A 16,195-nucleotide genomic window follows, 5' to 3' on the forward strand; every position below is an offset into this window, starting at 1 on the left:
GCCGGAGGGCACCGCCGGACATCAGCGAACCCAGGACGCATGAGGATTGTCTGCCCATGAGAATAGGCTGGGTGTATGTCTGAAACGCCTGCGAATCCGCGGCACCCGGAGTCCATCCGGCCAAACAAGGCACCGCCCCGGCGCCTTGCCCTCCGGCCGTATACACGCGCCGTCGGGCAGGTTCTCAAGGTGAGTTTTTCGGCGTCGCCACTGGCTGTCATCATGAAGGTCGCAGGCTCCCTGATCTCGGCCACGCTGCCACTGGTCACTACCTACTTCGCGGCCTTGACCACCTCGGCGCTGGCCGCCGGTTACGCCGGAAATCACGACGCCGGGCAGCGGGCCGTGCTGTACGTCGTGATCACGGCCGTTCTCGGGCTGCTGTGGGGCACCTTCAGCAGCGTTGACCGGTACATACAGCAGTTAATGAGCTTCAAGGTGGGGGCCATTGTCGGAGACCAGATGTACGAACGTTTCCTGGCGCTCGATTTCTGGCGGTATGACGACAAGGAGACGGTGGACCTCTATGACCGCGCCAAGCGGTTCTCCGATTCCTATGCCCGGGTGTTGGACCGTATCGCCGCCATCTTCACGCAGCTCGTGTCCGTCATTCTTGCCGTCGGCGCCCTACTCCTTGTGAGTTGGTGGATCGCGATGATTGTCCTCGTGGCGATCGTGCCAAGCGTGTACCTGCAGTTCAAATTGTCGCGGGAACAGATCGAGCACTGGAACACACAAGTGGATTCGCGGCGGCAGCGCAGGATGATCGAGCAAAACCTGCTCAGGCCCCAACACATTGCCGAGATGCGGTTGTACGGCATCGTCGGCTACCTCATGGACCTGCGGTCCCGGCTTCGCGACGCTGACGAACGCAGGCGTTTGGACTTCCAAAAACGCTACATCCCCAAACAGCTCGCGGCAGATGCGTTGCAATACGGGGCAGAAATCGTGTCACTGGTGTGGGTGGTCGGGCAGATCATCTCCCGCGTCTTGCCCGTGGGTCAGTTCCTTTACGTCCAACAGATTGTCAGCCGGGCGCTCTCTACGGCCAGTAGCCTGGTTTCCTCGCTGAGCTCCATTGATGAGGACCTGGCCAACCTCAAGGACTACGAACTCTTCATGACGATGCCTGTCCCCGGCGGGCACGAGCCCCCGCTGGCCAGGTCGCCCGACGTCGTGGATTTACGTGATATCCGCTTCAGCTACACGGGCAGCGACATAGAAGTCATCAAGGGCATATCGATGACGATCCGGGCCGGGCAGCACATCGCGATCGTGGGGGAGAACGGGGCCGGGAAGTCCACGCTGATCCGGATCCTGGCCGGCTTGTACCGGCCCGATTCGGGGCAGGTGCTGCTCGACGGCGTCGACCTCGCCGGTGTTGATGTGACCAGCTGGCACCGGTATTTGGCGGTCCTCAGCCAGGAGTTCCTCAAGTACGAGTTCGCCACTGCGGCAGAAAACATCTACCTCGGCGATGTGGAACAGAGCATCGACGACGAACGGGTGCGGCGGGCAGCGTCCGACGCCGAGGCCATGGAGTTCATCGAGAAGTTGCCCAACGGCTTGGACAACCATGTGAGCAACTGGATGGAAGACCCACGCGGACGCAAGGGCAGCGGGCTTTCCGGCGGGCAGTGGCAGCGGCTCGCCATGGCGCGCAACTTCTACCGGGACGCGTCCTACATGGTGATGGATGAGCCCACATCGGCCATCGATGCGTTGGCCGAACACCGGATCTTCACCCGCTTGTTCGCGGACCGCAGCAGCACCATCATCGCCATCAGCCACCGGTTGGCCACCATCGAGAAAGCTGATGTCGTGTACATGCTGGAGGACGGCCGGATCGCCGAACAGGGCACACATAAGGAGCTGGTATCCCTGCGTGGACGCTACTTCCGGATGTTCGAATCACAGTTGTCCGTGGATGAGGGAAGCTCGACCACCCCGTAACGGTCCGTCTGTGCGGCTGCGGCTGGGGCACGCCACCGTGGGTTTGATGGACCGTGGTTCGCGTGGGATGAAGGTTGGGGTGGGATAAACTCGAGCAGTGACTTATGAGATTGAGATTGGCCGTGGCAAGCGTGGGCGTCGTGCCTACTCCCTGGATGACATCGCGATCGTTCCTAATCGCCGGACGCGTGACCCGAAGGACGTCTCAGTCTCATGGCAGATTGACGCGTATAAGTTCGAAACCCCGGTGATCGCGGCACCCATGGACTCCGTGATGTCCCCGGATACCGCCATCGCTTTCGGGCGCCTGGGTGGATTGGGCGTCTTGGATCTTGAGGGACTCTGGACTCGTTATGAGGACCCCCAGAAGGTGCTGGACGAGATCGCGGCCTTGACGGATGAAACCAGCAGCACCGCCGTGACCCGGCGCATGCAGGACCTTTACCAGGCTCCGGTGCAACCGGAACTGATCAGCTCCCGGCTCGCGGAGATCCGGGCAGCCGGCGTCACCGTGGCCGGTTCCCTCACCCCGCAGCGAACCCAGGAACACTACAAGACTGTGGTGGCTGCCGGCGTCGACATCTTTGTTATCCGCGGAACCACTGTCTCCGCCGAGCACGTCTCCAAAAACCATGAGCCGCTGAACCTCAAGCAGTTCATCTACGAGCTCGATGTCCCCGTGATCGTGGGCGGCGCAGCCGGCTACACCCCGGCCCTGCACCTCATGCGCACCGGGGCTGCAGGCGTCCTGGTCGGTTTCGGCGGTGGAGCGACCACCACCACGCGCCGCGCCCTGGGCATCCATTCGCCCATGGCGTCAGCCATCTCCGACGTCGCTGCCGCCCGCCGCGATTACATGGACGAGTCCGGCGGCCGCTACGTCCATGTCATTGCCGACGGCGGCATGGGCAGCTCGGGCGACATCGTCAAGGCCATCGCCATGGGAGCTGACGCCGTCATGCTCGGAAGCGCTTTGGCGCGGGCCGAAGAAGCACCCGGCCGTGGCTGGCACTGGGGCCCCGAGGCGCATCACCTCGAGTCCCCCCGCGGCGACCGCGTCAATGTCGGCACCGTCGGTCCGCTCGAGGAGGTCCTCTTCGGACCGGGACACCACACTGACGGAACGTCCAACCTGATCGGAGCCTTGCGCCGATCCATGGCAACCACCGGCTACTCGGACCTCAAGGAGTTCCAGCGCGTCGACGTCGTCGTTTCTCCGTACGCCGGCAACTAGGGCACCCCGCTGAACCTGCCTGCGGCCCTGCGCTGAACCTGCCTGGGGCCCTGCGCTGAACATACGTGGGGCCCTGCGCTGAACATACCTGGGGCCCTGCCCAAGGCGCTGACCAACAAGTAGGGTAGGAAACTACCAGCCGTTGCGTTTGAGGAGGGTTCCGATGAGCAATACCGCAGGCGGTTCGCAGGTGAGGACCCCGGGAGCACTGAGCCCGGAGTCAAGAGCCGCATCCATCGATGTCCTGAAAGCCACTGCCGAGGCCGGTAAAGAGCTCGACATCCTGATCGTCGGCGGCGGCGTAGTGGGTGCGGGGGCTGCCTTGGACGCGGTTACCCGTGGCCTCACAGTCGGCATCGTCGAGGCCAGGGACTGGGCATCCGGCACCTCCTCCCGGTCCTCGAAGCTCATCCACGGAGGCCTGCGATACCTGGAGATGCTGGACTTCGCGCTGGTACAGGAAGCCCTCCAGGAACGTGGATTGCTCATCCAGCGCATAGCCCCGCACCTGGTCCGGCCGGTCCCTTTCCTGTACCCACTGACGCGCCGTTTCTGGGAAAGGCCCTACGTCGGAGCCGGCATCATGCTCTACGACACCTTGGGCCTTACCTCGGGGAACAGTCGCGGCGTTCCCATGCACAAACACCTCTTTAAGCGCGGAACCCTCCGGGCTGCCCCCAGCCTGAAGGATGACGCGTTCGTCGGGTCCATCCGCTACTACGACGCCCAGGTCGACGACGCCCGGTTGGTGGTCAATGTGGTCAGGACCGCGGTGCATTATGGCGCCCACGCGGCCAACCGGGTCCGCGTCGTCGATTTCCTCCGCGAGGGGGAGCGCGTGGTGGGAGCACGGCTCGAGAACCAAGAGGATGGCACTGTCTTTGAGGTGCGGGCCAAGCAAGTGGTCAATGCTACGGGCGTGTGGACCGACGAGACACAGGCGATGGTGACTGATCGCGGGCAGCTCAAAGTCCGGGCTTCGAAGGGCATCCATCTTGTGGTGCCGCGCGACCGTTTCCAGTCCACTGTCGGACTGATTCTCCGGACCGAGAAATCGGTGCTCTTCGTGATCCCTTGGGGACGTCATTGGATCATTGGCACCACCGATACCGACTGGAAACTGGATAAGGCCCACCCCGCGGCGTCGAGCAAGGACATTGACTACGTGCTTGAACACGTCAACAAGGTGCTCAAGCGGCCCCTGACTCGTGAGGACGTCGAGGGAGTCTACGCGGGCTTGCGGCCGCTGCTGGCTGGCGAAAACGACTCGACGGCCAAGCTGTCCCGCGAGCACGTGGTGGCCCATCCCGTTCCGGGCCTTGTGGTGGTAGCCGGCGGAAAGTTCACCACGTACCGTGTCATGGCCAAGGACGCCGTTGATGAGGCCACCCGCGCCATGGACGAGCGCGTTCCGTCAAGTTGCACCGAAACCATCCCGCTCCTGGGCGCCGACGGCTTCAAGGCAGCGTGGAATCGTCGAGCACGGTCCGCGGAGGAAGCCGGCGTTCACGTGGCCCGCGTCGAGCATCTGCTGAACCGCTATGGCTCCATGACCCATGAAGTCCTGCAGCTGATTACGGAGCGGCCGGAGTTGGCTGAACCGTTGCCTGGCGCGGACGACTACTTGGCGGCTGAGGTTGTTTACGCCACCACCCACGAGGGCGCACGCCACGTTCATGATGTCCTGACCCGACGCACCCGGATCTCCATTGAGTCATGGGACCGGGGTGTGTCCGCAGTCCCGGTTGTAGCTAAGCTGATGGGAGAAATCCTTGGCTGGAGTGAGACGCAGCGGGACAGCGAGATCAAACACTACCTGGCGCGCGTGGAAGCTGAACGGCTCAGTCAGCAGCAGCCCGACGACGAATCGGCGGACGCCGCGCGCATGGGAGTCGATGACATCGTTCCCCTTCGCTAACCGGTTGAAGGGGTAACCGGCCGAGGAAAACGGGCCGGACGACCACCATTCGGAGGAACACGACTTGGCAGAACCACTGGATCGGTACGACGCCGACCTGACCACCCCCGATCTGGTCATCCTCGAACTTGTCGCCCAGGACAAGAATGATGCTGCTGCCCAACTTGCCCGCCGGCTCCATGCGGCAGGTCGGGTCTCGGACCTTGATGCCTTCCTTGAGCAGGTGCAATCGCGCGAACACCAGCTGGCCACCGGCCTCCCGGGCGGTATCGGCCTACCGCATGCCCGAAGTGAGTTCGTGGACCGCATTTCCATCGCTGTTGGGGTAACCAAGTTCGGCCACGCGCTGGAATTCGGGGCGACGGACGGTCCAGCCAACCTCATCCTGCTCATTGCCACACCCGCAAGCTCCTTTTCGGACCACCTCGAAGTCCTGGCCACCATGGCCCGTTCGCTATCGAAAGAATCTTTCCGGGAGTCCCTGCGGCGGGCACACGATCCGGAGGTCATTGCAGAACTCATTAACTCCAGCCTGGTGTTCTTCGACCACTGAGCTGGGTATCCCGGCGGGGGGACGTTTAGCTGTTCTACAGCCGGACGAAGTACGGTTAACAGGTGTTGAAAACCGCGTTGAAACCCCGCTGGATCGCAGGACTGGTCTTTGCGCTTCTGCTGTCCGGGGTGTTCGTGCTGCTCAGCCAGTGGCAGATCAGCCGGTCCACGCAGCACGACGTGCCCGAATCGTCCAGCGTCGAACAAGTCAAGCCCCTGCTGGAGGTCCTCACTCCCGGTCAGTTCTTCCCCGGATCGGCGTCGGACCAAATGGTCACCGCCACCGGCAGCTACGATCCCCAAAAACAGGTGCTCGTTGAAGGCCGCTTGTACAACAACCAGAAGGGATTCTGGATTGTTTCAGCCTTCGCTGTGGACAAAGCGCCAAAGCTGAGCGGCGCAGGCGCCTCACCGCAGACCTGGATTCCCGTTGCCCGCGGTTGGGTCGCTGATGCCTCCCAAGCGGGCCCGCCGCCGTCGGGCAGTATCACCCTTACCGGACGCCTCCTGCCGTCGGAGGCACCGGTCCCCAATGTCGACCCGGGTCCTGGCCGCGCGTCGGCGGTTTCCTCCGCTGAACTGATCAACACGTGGAACGTCTCGAGCTACCAGGGATTCATCGCAGCTACGTCCGAGGTCGCGGCCGGGGGAGCCCACATCCCCTTGGGTCCGGACGTGAAGGCCCTCAACATTCCGGCCCAGCCTCCCACGGAGCAAGTCAACTGGCTCAACGTCTTTTACGCCATCGAATGGGTTGTCTTCGCAGGGTTCGCCCTCTACATCTGGTGGAGGATGGTGGCCGATGATTATCGGCTGTCCCTCGAAGATGACGACTTCGACGACGACGACGAGTTCGTCGGGGATTTCCACGACGACGGCCACCAAGCGGTCCAGTCCGAAGCCAACCATGACCCTCAACAACCAGAGCCAGAACATCCAAAGCCAGAACAAAAGGTGCAGCAATGATCGAGCCCAAGCCGGCCATCCAGCCCGAACACTCAGGGCCCAAGCCTAAGAAGAGGCGTTTCGGCGGGACCGAAGCGCAGATCCGGTCCGCGTTGAAGTTCTACAAAGTCATGGCCTACCTCACCGGTGGGATGCTGCTCTTGCTGTGTGCCGAGCTCATCGCCCGCTATGTTTTCGGCGTCGCGCTCTTTGCCGGTGGAACGGATGCCCTGACCGGGCGGCCCTTCGGTTTCGGTTTTGCCGCAGCAGACCCCAAGGGAGTCATTGGCGGGTTCAACATCTCCACCACGGTGCTGATCGTGCACGGCTGGATGTATGTGGTGTACCTGGTGTCCGACTTCCGTCTGTGGTCCCTCATGCGCTGGCCGTTCGCCAAGCTGGTTCTGTTGGCGTTGGGCGGCGTTATCCCGTTCTTGTCCTTCATTGTGGAGAAGAAGTTCCATGCGCAGGTGGAAGCGGAGCTCGCAGCGAACCCCAAGGCGTCCAAACGCTACTAAGCCGTGCCAAGTAGCCGGGGCTTCCGCGGTGCTGGTGTGAGATGCATAACGCAGGGCTGTTTTTGCTCCCGGGATACAGGGGTAAACGTGCAACCGGGTACCCCGGCAAAGTAGTCTTGTTCGGTGACTACTCCCACCGCACCCCAGACTTCCCAGAAGCCGGTGCTGGTTGTTGACTACGGTGCCCAGTACGCGCAGCTGATTGCCCGCCGCGTCCGGGAAGCGAACGTGTACTCGGAAATTGTTCCGCATACGTTCACCACCGAGCAGCTTCTGGCCAAGAACCCCGCAGCCATCATCCTTTCAGGTGGACCCTCCAGCGTTTACGCCGAGGGTGCTCCGCGAGTTGGTGCTGACCTCTTTGAAGCTGGAGTACCGGTCTTCGGGATCTGCTATGGCTTCCAAGCGATGGCAAACGCGCTGGGCGGCAAAGTGGCCCAGACTGGCCTGCGCGAATATGGCGCCACCGAAGCATTGGTTGTGGGGGACGCACGCTCCATCTTGGACGGTGTGCCCTCATCCCAGAACACGTGGATGAGCCACGGTGACTCCGTGCACGAGGCTCCTGAGGGCTTTGAGGTTCTTGCCTCCACGGCAGGTGCCCCCGTTGCCGCCTTCGCCAATGACGAGAAGCGCCTTTACGGTGTGCAGTGGCACCCTGAGGTCAAGCACTCGGTTCATGGCCAGCACGTTCTGGAGAACTTCCTCTTCAAGGGCGCAGGATTGACCCCCAACTGGACCACGGGGAACATCCTCGAAGAGCAGGTGGATCGCATCCGCCAGCAGATCGGTGACTCCAAGGTTATCTGTGGCCTCTCCGGCGGCGTCGACTCTGCGGTTGCGGCTGCGCTGGTCCAGCGGGCCGTCGGGGACCAGCTGACGTGCGTGTTCGTCGATCACGGCCTTCTCCGCGAAGGCGAAGCCGAGCAGGTTGAGCGTGACTTCGTAGCTGCCACGGGAGTTAACCTCTATGTGGCGAACGAGCAGGAGCGTTTCCAGTCCGCGCTTGCCGGCGTTAGCGACCCCGAAACCAAGCGGAAGATCATCGGCCGCGAGTTCATACGCGCTTTTGAAGAAGCCGAACGGGCCATCATCGCCCAAGCGGAGTCCGAGGGCGAAAAGATCAAGTTCCTTGTCCAAGGAACCCTTTACCCGGACGTCGTTGAATCAGGCGGCGGAGAAGGTGCTGCCAACATCAAGAGCCACCACAATGTGGGCGGGCTGCCTGAGGACCTCCAGTTCGAGCTCGTCGAACCGCTGCGAGCCCTCTTCAAGGATGAGGTCCGCGCCGTCGGTGCCCAGCTCGGATTGCCGCAGGAAATCGTGGGCCGCCAGCCCTTCCCCGGCCCGGGGCTCGGAATTCGTATCGTCGGGGAAGTAACCAAGGAACGCCTTGACCTGCTTCGCAAGGCCGATGCCATCGCCCGTGCCGAATTGACCGCGGCAGGCTTGGACAACGATGTGTGGCAGATGCCGGTGGTTCTCCTGGCAGATGTCCGCAGCGTGGGCGTCCAAGGCGACGGGCGTACGTATGGCCACCCGATTGTGCTCCGCCCTGTATCTTCCGAGGACGCCATGACGGCGGACTGGTCACGTTTGCCCTATGACCTGCTGGCACGGATTTCCAACAGGATCACTAACGAAGTGGACGGCGTGAACCGCGTGGTGCTGGACGTTACCAGCAAACCGCCGGGAACCATCGAGTGGGAATAGCGTTTTAAGTGGCCGGCTTCCTCTGGGAGGCCGGCCACTTTGTTCTTGCCGGGCACTTGGTATGCCCACGTCATTCTTCGTGCACCATGGCGGTGAAGGGCAGGCTCCTGTGAATTCGCGGCGAATTTTGCGGAGCCACAGTGTTGCGGACAGGGCAGCCCGGGTATTCCCGCTACCCTCGAAGGTATGCCGGTATGGTCTAAGGCGTCTAAAGCGAGCAAAGAGAAGAAGGCAGAAGTTGTGTCAGTAGGTCAAGGCCAGGAAGAGGGCTCCGAAGAGCTCAAGAAATGGCTGTCTGGTCTCAAGCCCGTCACAGGGGCGGATACGATGCTGCGCTTCGTCAAAACGCCGGAGGGCGCCATTGATTTGAGCAACGCCCACCCGTCAGGGTTGGCGCAATTGCTCGCTGGGCGGAAAACCCGCCTGTCCACCCTGATCAGGGACCGCCAGCAGTATTTGGTAGCGGCCCGGGCGGCCCGGAATATTCGTTCGAAAATCTTCGAACTCAGCAACGATCGCGGCATCGAGGCCGGATACTTATCTGCGGGAACGGTGGTCTGGACATCGGCCGTGGGCGGGAAGCCCCAGCGCGTTTCAGCGCCCGTAATGCTGACCTCCATCATGCTGACGGTCCGTCCCGGCGAGGACGACTACGAGCTGCAGCTGACCGAGCAGGCCCGGATGAACCCTGCTTTGGTGCGGCACTTGAAAACCGTGCACGGCATTGTCTTTGACGTTAACGCGGTGGCACGCATGGCCTACAACACGGCCCGGCTTGATCCCCAGCCGGTCTTGGATCGCTTGACCACCCTTGTGCGGCCTATCCATGGCGCCGAGGTGGAGTTTAATTTGCTGGTTACCACCCTGGCGGACCTGTCAGGCAATCTCGATGATCCCTGGATCAATATGAACAATCCGCTGGTCGCCGCTCTTGCCACGGTCGCGAACGGCGGCGACGTCGAACCCGAGCCGATCAAGTCGGGCAGGTTCCCCAGCCTGGACGATCGTGACCCGGCGGACGAGCTGCTCCTGTTGGATGCAGACACCGATCAGCAGTATGTTGTGGACGCGGTCCGTGCCGGTGACTCCCTCGTTGTCAGCACACCCCCAGGCAGCGGACAAACGCAGACGGCAATTAACGCCATCGGTGCACTCGTGAGCCAGGGCAAATCCGTTCTTGTGGTGGGTGACCGGCAGTCCAGCTTGATGGGCCTGTCCGCCCACTTGGAGGCGCTGGGTCTCGGCTCCATGTTCTTCCGTCCGGGAAACGGCACCACGCCGCAGCAGCTCAAGGGCCAGTTGGTGCAGGCCATCATGCGAAACGAGAAGGCCCTCGAGCCTCAGCTCGGAAACCTTCACCAGACCTTGATCGGGCACCGCCATGCCCTGATGGACCATGTTGCCTCATTGCATAATGTCCGTGAGCGTTGGGGGTGCTCGCCGTACCAGGCGATGCAGTCCCTCGCCGAATTGACTTCCATCCACCCCGCTCCTTCAACCACTGTGCGCCTGAAACGCAGCGTCTTGGACAATATTCGGGACCGCGAGGAGTTGGCTGGCCGTTTGCGCCGGGCCGCTGAGCTGGGCAGCTTTAGCAAGGACGCTACGTCCAGCCCGTGGTACGGCGCCCGTTTGGTGAACCGGAAAGAGACTGAGGAAGCGCAACTGCTGACTCGCGTGGCGGCAGAGAAGCTTCCTGTGTTGCGCGAACGCATGAAGGCGGTGTCCGACCATGCCGAGATCCGTTTGGGGGAGACCTTCGCCGAGTGGGGCGCGCAACTGGAGCTTCTCATTGCCGTGCGGGAGAGCTTGGACAAATTCACTCCCGACATTTTTGATCGCCCGGTGCACGACCTCATTTCGGCCACGGCCACGTCCGCATGGCGTCGTGAGCACAACGTGGAGATGCCGTCCATGCAGCGCTCCCGGTTGCGGCGCGTCGCAAAAGAATATGTCAGGCCGGGCGTTCATATCGCCGACCTTCACAGCTCGTTGGTTCTGGTCCAGGAGCAACGTGCGTTGTGGGCCGACTATGCCACCACCCAACGCCACCCCGCTGTGCCTTCCGGACTCGCCGACCTCGGGGTTCTCTACCGCGAGTTGGACAACGAGCTGCGGCGTCTCGGGGAAGCCCTCAAGCACACCGCAGCCGGCGGCTCTCTGCGTGAAACGCCCTATGCGGAGCTGACGGAGCGCTTGGGACGGCTCGTGGAGGACGCGGCCACCTTGGAGACCCTCCCGGAGCGGACACTCCTGATTGAGGAAATGCGCGAGCATGGTCTGGGAGAGTTGCTCGCCGATCTTGCTGCCCGTGAAGTCCCCGCCGAATCGGTGGCGGCGGAACTGGATTTGGCGTGGTGGCAGTCTGCGCTGGAAGCAATGATCAGTGGCGATGACTATCTTGCTATGTCGGACGGCGATTCGCTGCGCCGCCTCGAAGCTGAATTCCGTCTCGCCGATCAGGCACACATCGCCAGTGGCGCTGCACGCCTGCGCTGGCAGTTGGCCGAAAAGTGGCGGCAGGGCATTCTCGAGCATCCGCGCCAAGCCGAGCTACTCCGGGCGTTGTTGAAGGACGGTCGGGTGACATTGCCGGCTTTGAGTGCGCAGGCTCCCGACCTCGTCCCGTTGTTGGTTCCTGTGTGGTCAGTTAGCCCCTACCTTCTGACGGGCGTTCTTCCTGCGGAGCAGAAGTTCGATGCCGTGGTGGTGATCGACGCCGAATCGACCTCCTTGCAGGCGGTCCTGCCGGCGATATCCAGGGCTCGCCAGGTGATCGCCTTCGGAGACGGCAAGATCGGCAATGCACGTACCTTCAGTGTCGCGGTGGAGCCGCCCGTGGCAGGGGTAGCCAGCCATGTTGCCGTGGATAGTGCGTTTAAGTCGTTGGCTCGGGTGTTGCCTACGTGGCAGCTCAACTGGGTGTATCGCGCGGTTGATGAGGACCTGATCCTTCAGCTCAGCAAGAATTATTACGACGGCGGCTTGCGGCGCCTCCCCGACGGAAGCTCCGTCACTGGCTTGGATCGGTCCATCCTGGTGGAGTACATTCCCGACGGCACCGGGCTGCCCGGTGCCGATCACGAAGGGGTGGAATCCGTAACTGCCGAGGTCAACCGCGTGGTGGATCTGGTCTTTGAGCACGCGCGGCTGCGTCCGCGGACGTCCTTGGCCGTGGTTACTGCGAGCCTTCGCCACGCAGCGCGTATTGGTGAAGCGATCAGGCTCCAATTGCCTAATCACCCATTGCTTTCCCAGTTCTTCGGGGCAGGACCGGAATCTTTCCGCGTAGTGGATTTGGAGCGGGCCCAGGGCTTGGTGCGGGACCACGTGATCTTCTCGCTCGGTTACGGACGCACCCCGCACGGGCGCGCCCTTCACTCCTTTGGCCCCCTGTCCACAGAGGGCGGACGGAACCGGTTTGCTCTGGCCATGACGCGTGCACGGCGGTCCATGCACGTGCTGAGTTGCTTCCGTCCTGAGGACCTCGACCTGGATCGGCTCGCCCACGGCGCCGTGGACTTCTATGAGTTGCTTGATCGGGAGCTTTCCGGCAACAGCAACCTGGGTACTCCTGCTTCCCGCGCGGTAGCCAGCGAACAAGCCCTGGGGGAGGACCCCCTGGTTGCTGACCTCGGGGAGCGCCTGCGCGCCAGGGGCGCACGGGTATGGCATCTTTACGACGGCGTCCTTGACATCGCCGCCGCTGCGGACCCTGTTCATACCATTGGACGGGAAGGCGCGGAGATCCCCACGCCGGTTGCCATCGAGTCTGACGGTACCGAGCGGTACCGTCGGATGAGCGTCCGTGAGCGCAGCAGGCTCCGCCCCCAACTGCTGGAGCGCATGGGATGGCGCTACATGTCCCTTTGGACCATTGAGGTGTTTACCGATCCTTCCTCGTGTGCAGACCGCATTGGTTCCTACCTGGGCCTTGAAAACCACATTCTTCAGCCATCTGCCGCACCTCAGCATGGCTTCCTTGACATGGATGTTGAAGAATTGAATGTGGGCGGTGGGCAGCCAATCTTCGCGGCGGCTTCTTCGGCCAGGAGATCACGCGAAACGCCTCAATCGCACGGATATGGGGCTTCGGTGGCCAGTCAAGACGTGGAGAAAGCAGTAGGTATGGAACCGGACGGAAACCAGCGGGACACCGCCGGAGAAGCCGACAGGACAGAAGCGGTGGCATCCTCATCGGACACCACGTCGTCGGACGGATCACGAGCGGATGGCACTCCTGATCAGCAGGCAGCCGACGTGACCTCCACGAAACTGTCATCTGGCGGCATTCTTCCGACCAAAGCGGCCGAGGACGATCCCCGGCGCTGGGGCGACGAATCCGGATACGATCATGAGCAGTGGTTGAAGGAGCAGAAACCCCCTCACTGGGGCTGAACGGCAGGCGGCGGGTCCGACGTCGTTCATTGCTGGTGCTCGAGCACAAAGAAAAGCTTGCCTTGCGTGGATGCGCCGGCAAGCTTTTCTGCTTGCAGGGGGTCGGCGGCGACGACGACCAAACCGTCCGTGTCACTGGTCCCGAGCCACTCGCCAGGCTTTCCACCTTGGGCCGATGTCCAGAGCACAGGAACCGGGCCAGCGAGCACTTCGCTCTTCCGGGATTCGGCATAGGAACTGTCCGCTGTGAGAACCACCGTTACCAACTGGCCGGGGGACAGTAGCTGGATGGAGGAGGGGTCCGCCATCCGCAGCGGAACCGCCGAAGTTCCTGCGGGGGCACCTGTGAGGAGGCCTGGGCCCAGGAGAACCGACTCAGACGGGATCTGTCCTCGGCGTAGTGGGGCGGCCAACTGGCGACCCACCAGGGGTTTGACGTCTTGGAGTGCACCAGCCAGAGCGACGTCCGTTGGTACTCCAATGGTGGTGAAGTCGTTCCCCGTGAGGCTTGTGCCTACTGGAAGGTCCCTGGCAGCAACTACTACGCTGACGCGTTGCGGCGGCTCGGGAGTCAACTGCTGGACTGCCAAGCCTGCGGCAAGGCATAGAAGCAGGGCAACCATAAGCCGGCGGTTCCGTCCCACCCAGGACCCCCAGCGCAACCTCAAAGGGCGCGTCTGCCGGAACCCGCGCGCCTGGGCCCGCTGGAGCTTGCCGGTTTTTCCTCGTCCAGGCCCTGCCCGCAGTTGCTGGGCGCGCATCGAGGGGAACGTTCTAGGAGGAGTGGCTGACGCCGCCCGTTCAGCACGGGCCAGGAGGGTGGTGCGCGATGTTCGAGGCATGCGGCCACGCTAACGTCGTGCATCCATGCGGGGACAGCTGCTCGTCTCCCTATGTGGAGAACGCGCTATGTGGAGAACTTAGGGCCTAGCTGGTAGCTGCGGCAGGTGCCGGGGCGGCCGCGGCTGGCGCAGCAGCGGGCGCAGCCGGAGCAGGCGAAACCGTGCTGCCCTTGGTGTCGCGTGAGTCGGTCCGGTAAAACCCGGAGCCCTTAAAGACAACGCCGACGCTGTTGAACTTCTTGCGCAAAGAACCCTTGCATTCGGGGCACTCCGTCAGGGAGCTGTCAGAGAAAGACTGGACGATGTCAAAGGCATGGCCACAGTCCTTGCAGGCGTACGCGTAAGTGGGCACTGAATTCCTCCTTTGGGACAAAGTTCAGGTCCTGGGCGGCGGAAGCGGGAGATCCGCATTAGCAGTCGCAGGGCCTGAGTGCCAATTCTATCATCCAGTGCGCGGCAGTTCCGGCACGGCCTAGCGTCGTCCGTGAAGGCGCTAGGTCGGTTTAGGCCCCCGCATGCATCCGGACAATTCCTGAAGGTGTCAGGACCTCCGGCACTGGGCGATCAAAGCCTTCGGTGGGGATGGAGCCCGCGGGTAAAAGGTCCTCGTCGTAGATGACCGCAATGCTGGGGGGCCTTACTCCGGATGAGTCCAAGCCGTCCAGTAGCCGGTCGTAGTAGCCGCCGCCTTGTCCTATGCGACTGCCGGCCAGGTCCACCGCCGTCGCCGGCATGAAGATTCCGGCGGTTCCGGCAATGACCGCACTGTCCAAGCGTTCGCCCTCCGGCTCGTCGATCGGCGCGTAGGCAGAGCGGACGAAAGCCGTGTCCGGAGTCCAGTACACCCAGCTCAACTGCCGATCGGGCTCGCAGACAGGTAGGAGGACCCTATGGCCTTCTGCGTAGAGGGCCTCGATGAGTGGCATGGTTGGCGGTTCGTGGGCGACTCCAACATAGAGTGCGAACTCGCCCGTGGATCCGCCGGCCACCCGTGCTGCCCACTCTTTACCATGAACGCTGATCGATGCCCCCGCGGCTGACCGTTGTTCGGGGGTCAGGGCACTACGGCAGAGTCGTCGCGAGCTGCGGATCTCTTCTTTGCTAAGCATCTGGGTCCCATCATAGCGGCGTCGGGTACAGAGTAATCCCGCAATAGTGCAGTCCGGCTCGGCGGGGGTTTACCCGTTGCCGTGCTACTTCCGTTAGATTAGTCCGGTGACTCTCGATAACAATGCTGTCCGTAAAGCTGTCATCCCTGCCGCGGGTCTTGGTACCCGTTTCCTTCCCGCCACCAAGGCGATGCCAAAGGAAATGCTGCCGGTGGTCGACAAGCCAGCCATCCAGTACGTCGTCGAAGAAGCGGTCAAGGTTGGCCTGCACGACGTCCTGATGATCACCGGACGCAGCAAACGCGCTCTGGAAGATCACTTTGACCGGGTGCCGGCGCTGGAAGCGACGCTGGCCGAGAAGGGCGATACGGCCAAGCTTGAAGCCATCCAGTCAGCCACCAACCTCGGTGACATCCACTACGTCAGGCAAGGCGACGCCAAAGGCCTGGGCCATGCGGTCTTGCGTGCAAAGCAGCACGTAGGGCATGAGCCGTTCGCCGTTCTGCTCGGCGATGATCTCATCGATCCCAAAGATGACCTCTTGAGCGAAATGATTGCCGTCCAACAGAAGACCGGCGGCTCCGTGGTGGCCCTCATCGAAGTGGAGCCTTCGAAGATCAGCGCCTACGGTTGTGCCGACGTCGAGGACATTGGCGAGGACGGCTACGTCCGGATCAAGCAGCTTGTGGAAAAGCCGTCTCCGGAAGAGGCGCCGTCGAACCTGGCCGTCATCGGCCGCTACGTACTGCACCCGGCAGTGTTCGATGTTCTGGAGAAAACCGAACCCGGGCGTGGCGGGGAAATCCAACTTACCGATGCCCTTGAGGTCCTTGCTGGTGGCGACGGTGAAGGCTATGGGGTCTATGGCGTGGTATTCCGGGGCCGCCGCTATGACACCGGCGACAAACTGAGCTACCTGAAGGCCTGCATCGAGCTTGCCTGTGAGCGTGAGGACCTCGGTCCCGAGCTCCGGGAGTGGCTGCCCAACTTCACCGCCAACCTTCCCCAATAGC

Annotated in this window: 12 protein-coding genes; 9 read left to right on the forward strand and 3 right to left on the reverse strand. The window is 62.5% G+C overall.

Annotated elements, in window-relative coordinates; genetic code table 11:
• Positions 1-75: 75 nt before the first annotated feature.
• From SB659_RS00770 to SB659_RS00805, 8 genes are all read left to right on the forward strand, one after another.
• Positions 76-1,953 (forward strand): ABC transporter ATP-binding protein, encoded by a 1,878-nt coding sequence (locus SB659_RS00770; RefSeq protein WP_410549202.1) that lies wholly within the window; start codon positions 76-78, stop codon positions 1,951-1,953.
• A 97-nt stretch (positions 1,954-2,050) separates the two neighbouring features.
• On the forward strand, positions 2,051-3,187 hold the full coding sequence (locus SB659_RS00775; RefSeq protein WP_284976427.1) for a GuaB3 family IMP dehydrogenase-related protein: 1,137 nt from the start codon (positions 2,051-2,053) through the stop codon (positions 3,185-3,187).
• A gap of 163 nt (positions 3,188-3,350) precedes the next feature.
• On the forward strand, positions 3,351-5,105 hold the full coding sequence (locus SB659_RS00780) for a glycerol-3-phosphate dehydrogenase/oxidase (RefSeq protein ID WP_284978982.1): 1,755 nt from the start codon (positions 3,351-3,353) through the stop codon (positions 5,103-5,105).
• 64 nt (positions 5,106-5,169) lie between these two features.
• Positions 5,170-5,658 (forward strand): PTS sugar transporter subunit IIA, encoded by a 489-nt coding sequence (locus tag SB659_RS00785; protein WP_284978981.1) that lies wholly within the window; start codon positions 5,170-5,172, stop codon positions 5,656-5,658.
• A gap of 62 nt (positions 5,659-5,720) precedes the next feature.
• Entirely contained in the window at positions 5,721-6,623 is a 903-nt protein-coding gene (locus SB659_RS00790; protein WP_410549203.1) for an SURF1 family protein, read from the forward strand.
• The gene (locus SB659_RS00795) at positions 6,620-7,120 is read left to right on the forward strand and encodes a DUF3817 domain-containing protein (protein WP_284978979.1); all 501 of its coding nucleotides are present in this window, start codon (positions 6,620-6,622) and stop codon (positions 7,118-7,120) included. Before SB659_RS00790 ends, SB659_RS00795 begins: the two co-directional genes overlap by 4 nt.
• 123 nt (positions 7,121-7,243) lie before the next feature.
• Positions 7,244-8,833, forward strand: a complete 1,590-nt coding sequence (gene guaA / locus SB659_RS00800) for a glutamine-hydrolyzing GMP synthase (RefSeq protein WP_284978978.1) — start codon at positions 7,244-7,246, stop codon at positions 8,831-8,833.
• A gap of 186 nt (positions 8,834-9,019) precedes the next feature.
• The gene (locus SB659_RS00805; protein WP_410549204.1) at positions 9,020-13,231 is read left to right on the forward strand and encodes an AAA family ATPase; all 4,212 of its coding nucleotides are present in this window, start codon (positions 9,020-9,022) and stop codon (positions 13,229-13,231) included.
• A gap of 26 nt (positions 13,232-13,257) precedes the next feature.
• Here the strand turns inward: SB659_RS00805 and cpaB are convergent, their stop codons facing one another.
• The 3 genes from cpaB to SB659_RS00820 form a co-directional block, all read right to left on the reverse strand.
• Entirely contained in the window at positions 13,258-14,073 is an 816-nt protein-coding gene (gene cpaB / locus SB659_RS00810; RefSeq protein ID WP_410549205.1) for a Flp pilus assembly protein CpaB, read from the reverse strand.
• An 85-nt stretch (positions 14,074-14,158) separates the two neighbouring features.
• The gene (locus SB659_RS00815) at positions 14,159-14,425 is read right to left on the reverse strand and encodes an FmdB family zinc ribbon protein (RefSeq protein ID WP_284978975.1); all 267 of its coding nucleotides are present in this window, start codon (positions 14,423-14,425) and stop codon (positions 14,159-14,161) included.
• A 151-nt stretch (positions 14,426-14,576) separates the two neighbouring features.
• The gene (locus tag SB659_RS00820; RefSeq protein WP_410549206.1) at positions 14,577-15,182 is read right to left on the reverse strand and encodes a 5-formyltetrahydrofolate cyclo-ligase; all 606 of its coding nucleotides are present in this window, start codon (positions 15,180-15,182) and stop codon (positions 14,577-14,579) included.
• Positions 15,183-15,288: 106 nt separating this feature from the next.
• On the opposite strand from SB659_RS00820, the gene galU reads away from it, so the two are divergent.
• A complete protein-coding gene (galU, locus tag SB659_RS00825) occupies positions 15,289-16,194 on the forward strand; it encodes a UTP--glucose-1-phosphate uridylyltransferase GalU (RefSeq protein WP_284978973.1) in 906 nt (301 codons plus the stop codon).
• The last annotated feature ends 1 nt before the right edge of the window (position 16,195 follow it).

The sequence above is a fragment of the Arthrobacter sp. SIMBA_036 genome, assembly GCF_046535135.1.
Lineage (GTDB): Bacteria > Actinomycetota > Actinomycetes > Actinomycetales > Micrococcaceae > Arthrobacter.

Excerpts from the sequence above, each read along its gene's own strand:
- SB659_RS00820 (WP_410549206.1), bottom strand. The coding sequence starts at position 15,182 with ATGCTTAGCAAAGAAGAGATCCGCAGCTCGCGACGACTCTGCCGTAGT.
- cpaB (WP_410549205.1), bottom strand. The coding sequence starts at position 14,073 with ATGCCTCGAACATCGCGCACCACCCTCCTGGCCCGTGCTGAACGGGCG.
- SB659_RS00805 (WP_410549204.1), top strand. The coding sequence starts at position 9,020 with ATGCCGGTATGGTCTAAGGCGTCTAAAGCGAGCAAAGAGAAGAAGGCA.
- SB659_RS00780 (WP_284978982.1), top strand. The coding sequence starts at position 3,351 with ATGAGCAATACCGCAGGCGGTTCGCAGGTGAGGACCCCGGGAGCACTG.
- SB659_RS00770 (WP_410549202.1), top strand. The coding sequence starts at position 76 with ATGTCTGAAACGCCTGCGAATCCGCGGCACCCGGAGTCCATCCGGCCA.
- SB659_RS00795 (WP_284978979.1), top strand. The coding sequence starts at position 6,620 with ATGATCGAGCCCAAGCCGGCCATCCAGCCCGAACACTCAGGGCCCAAG.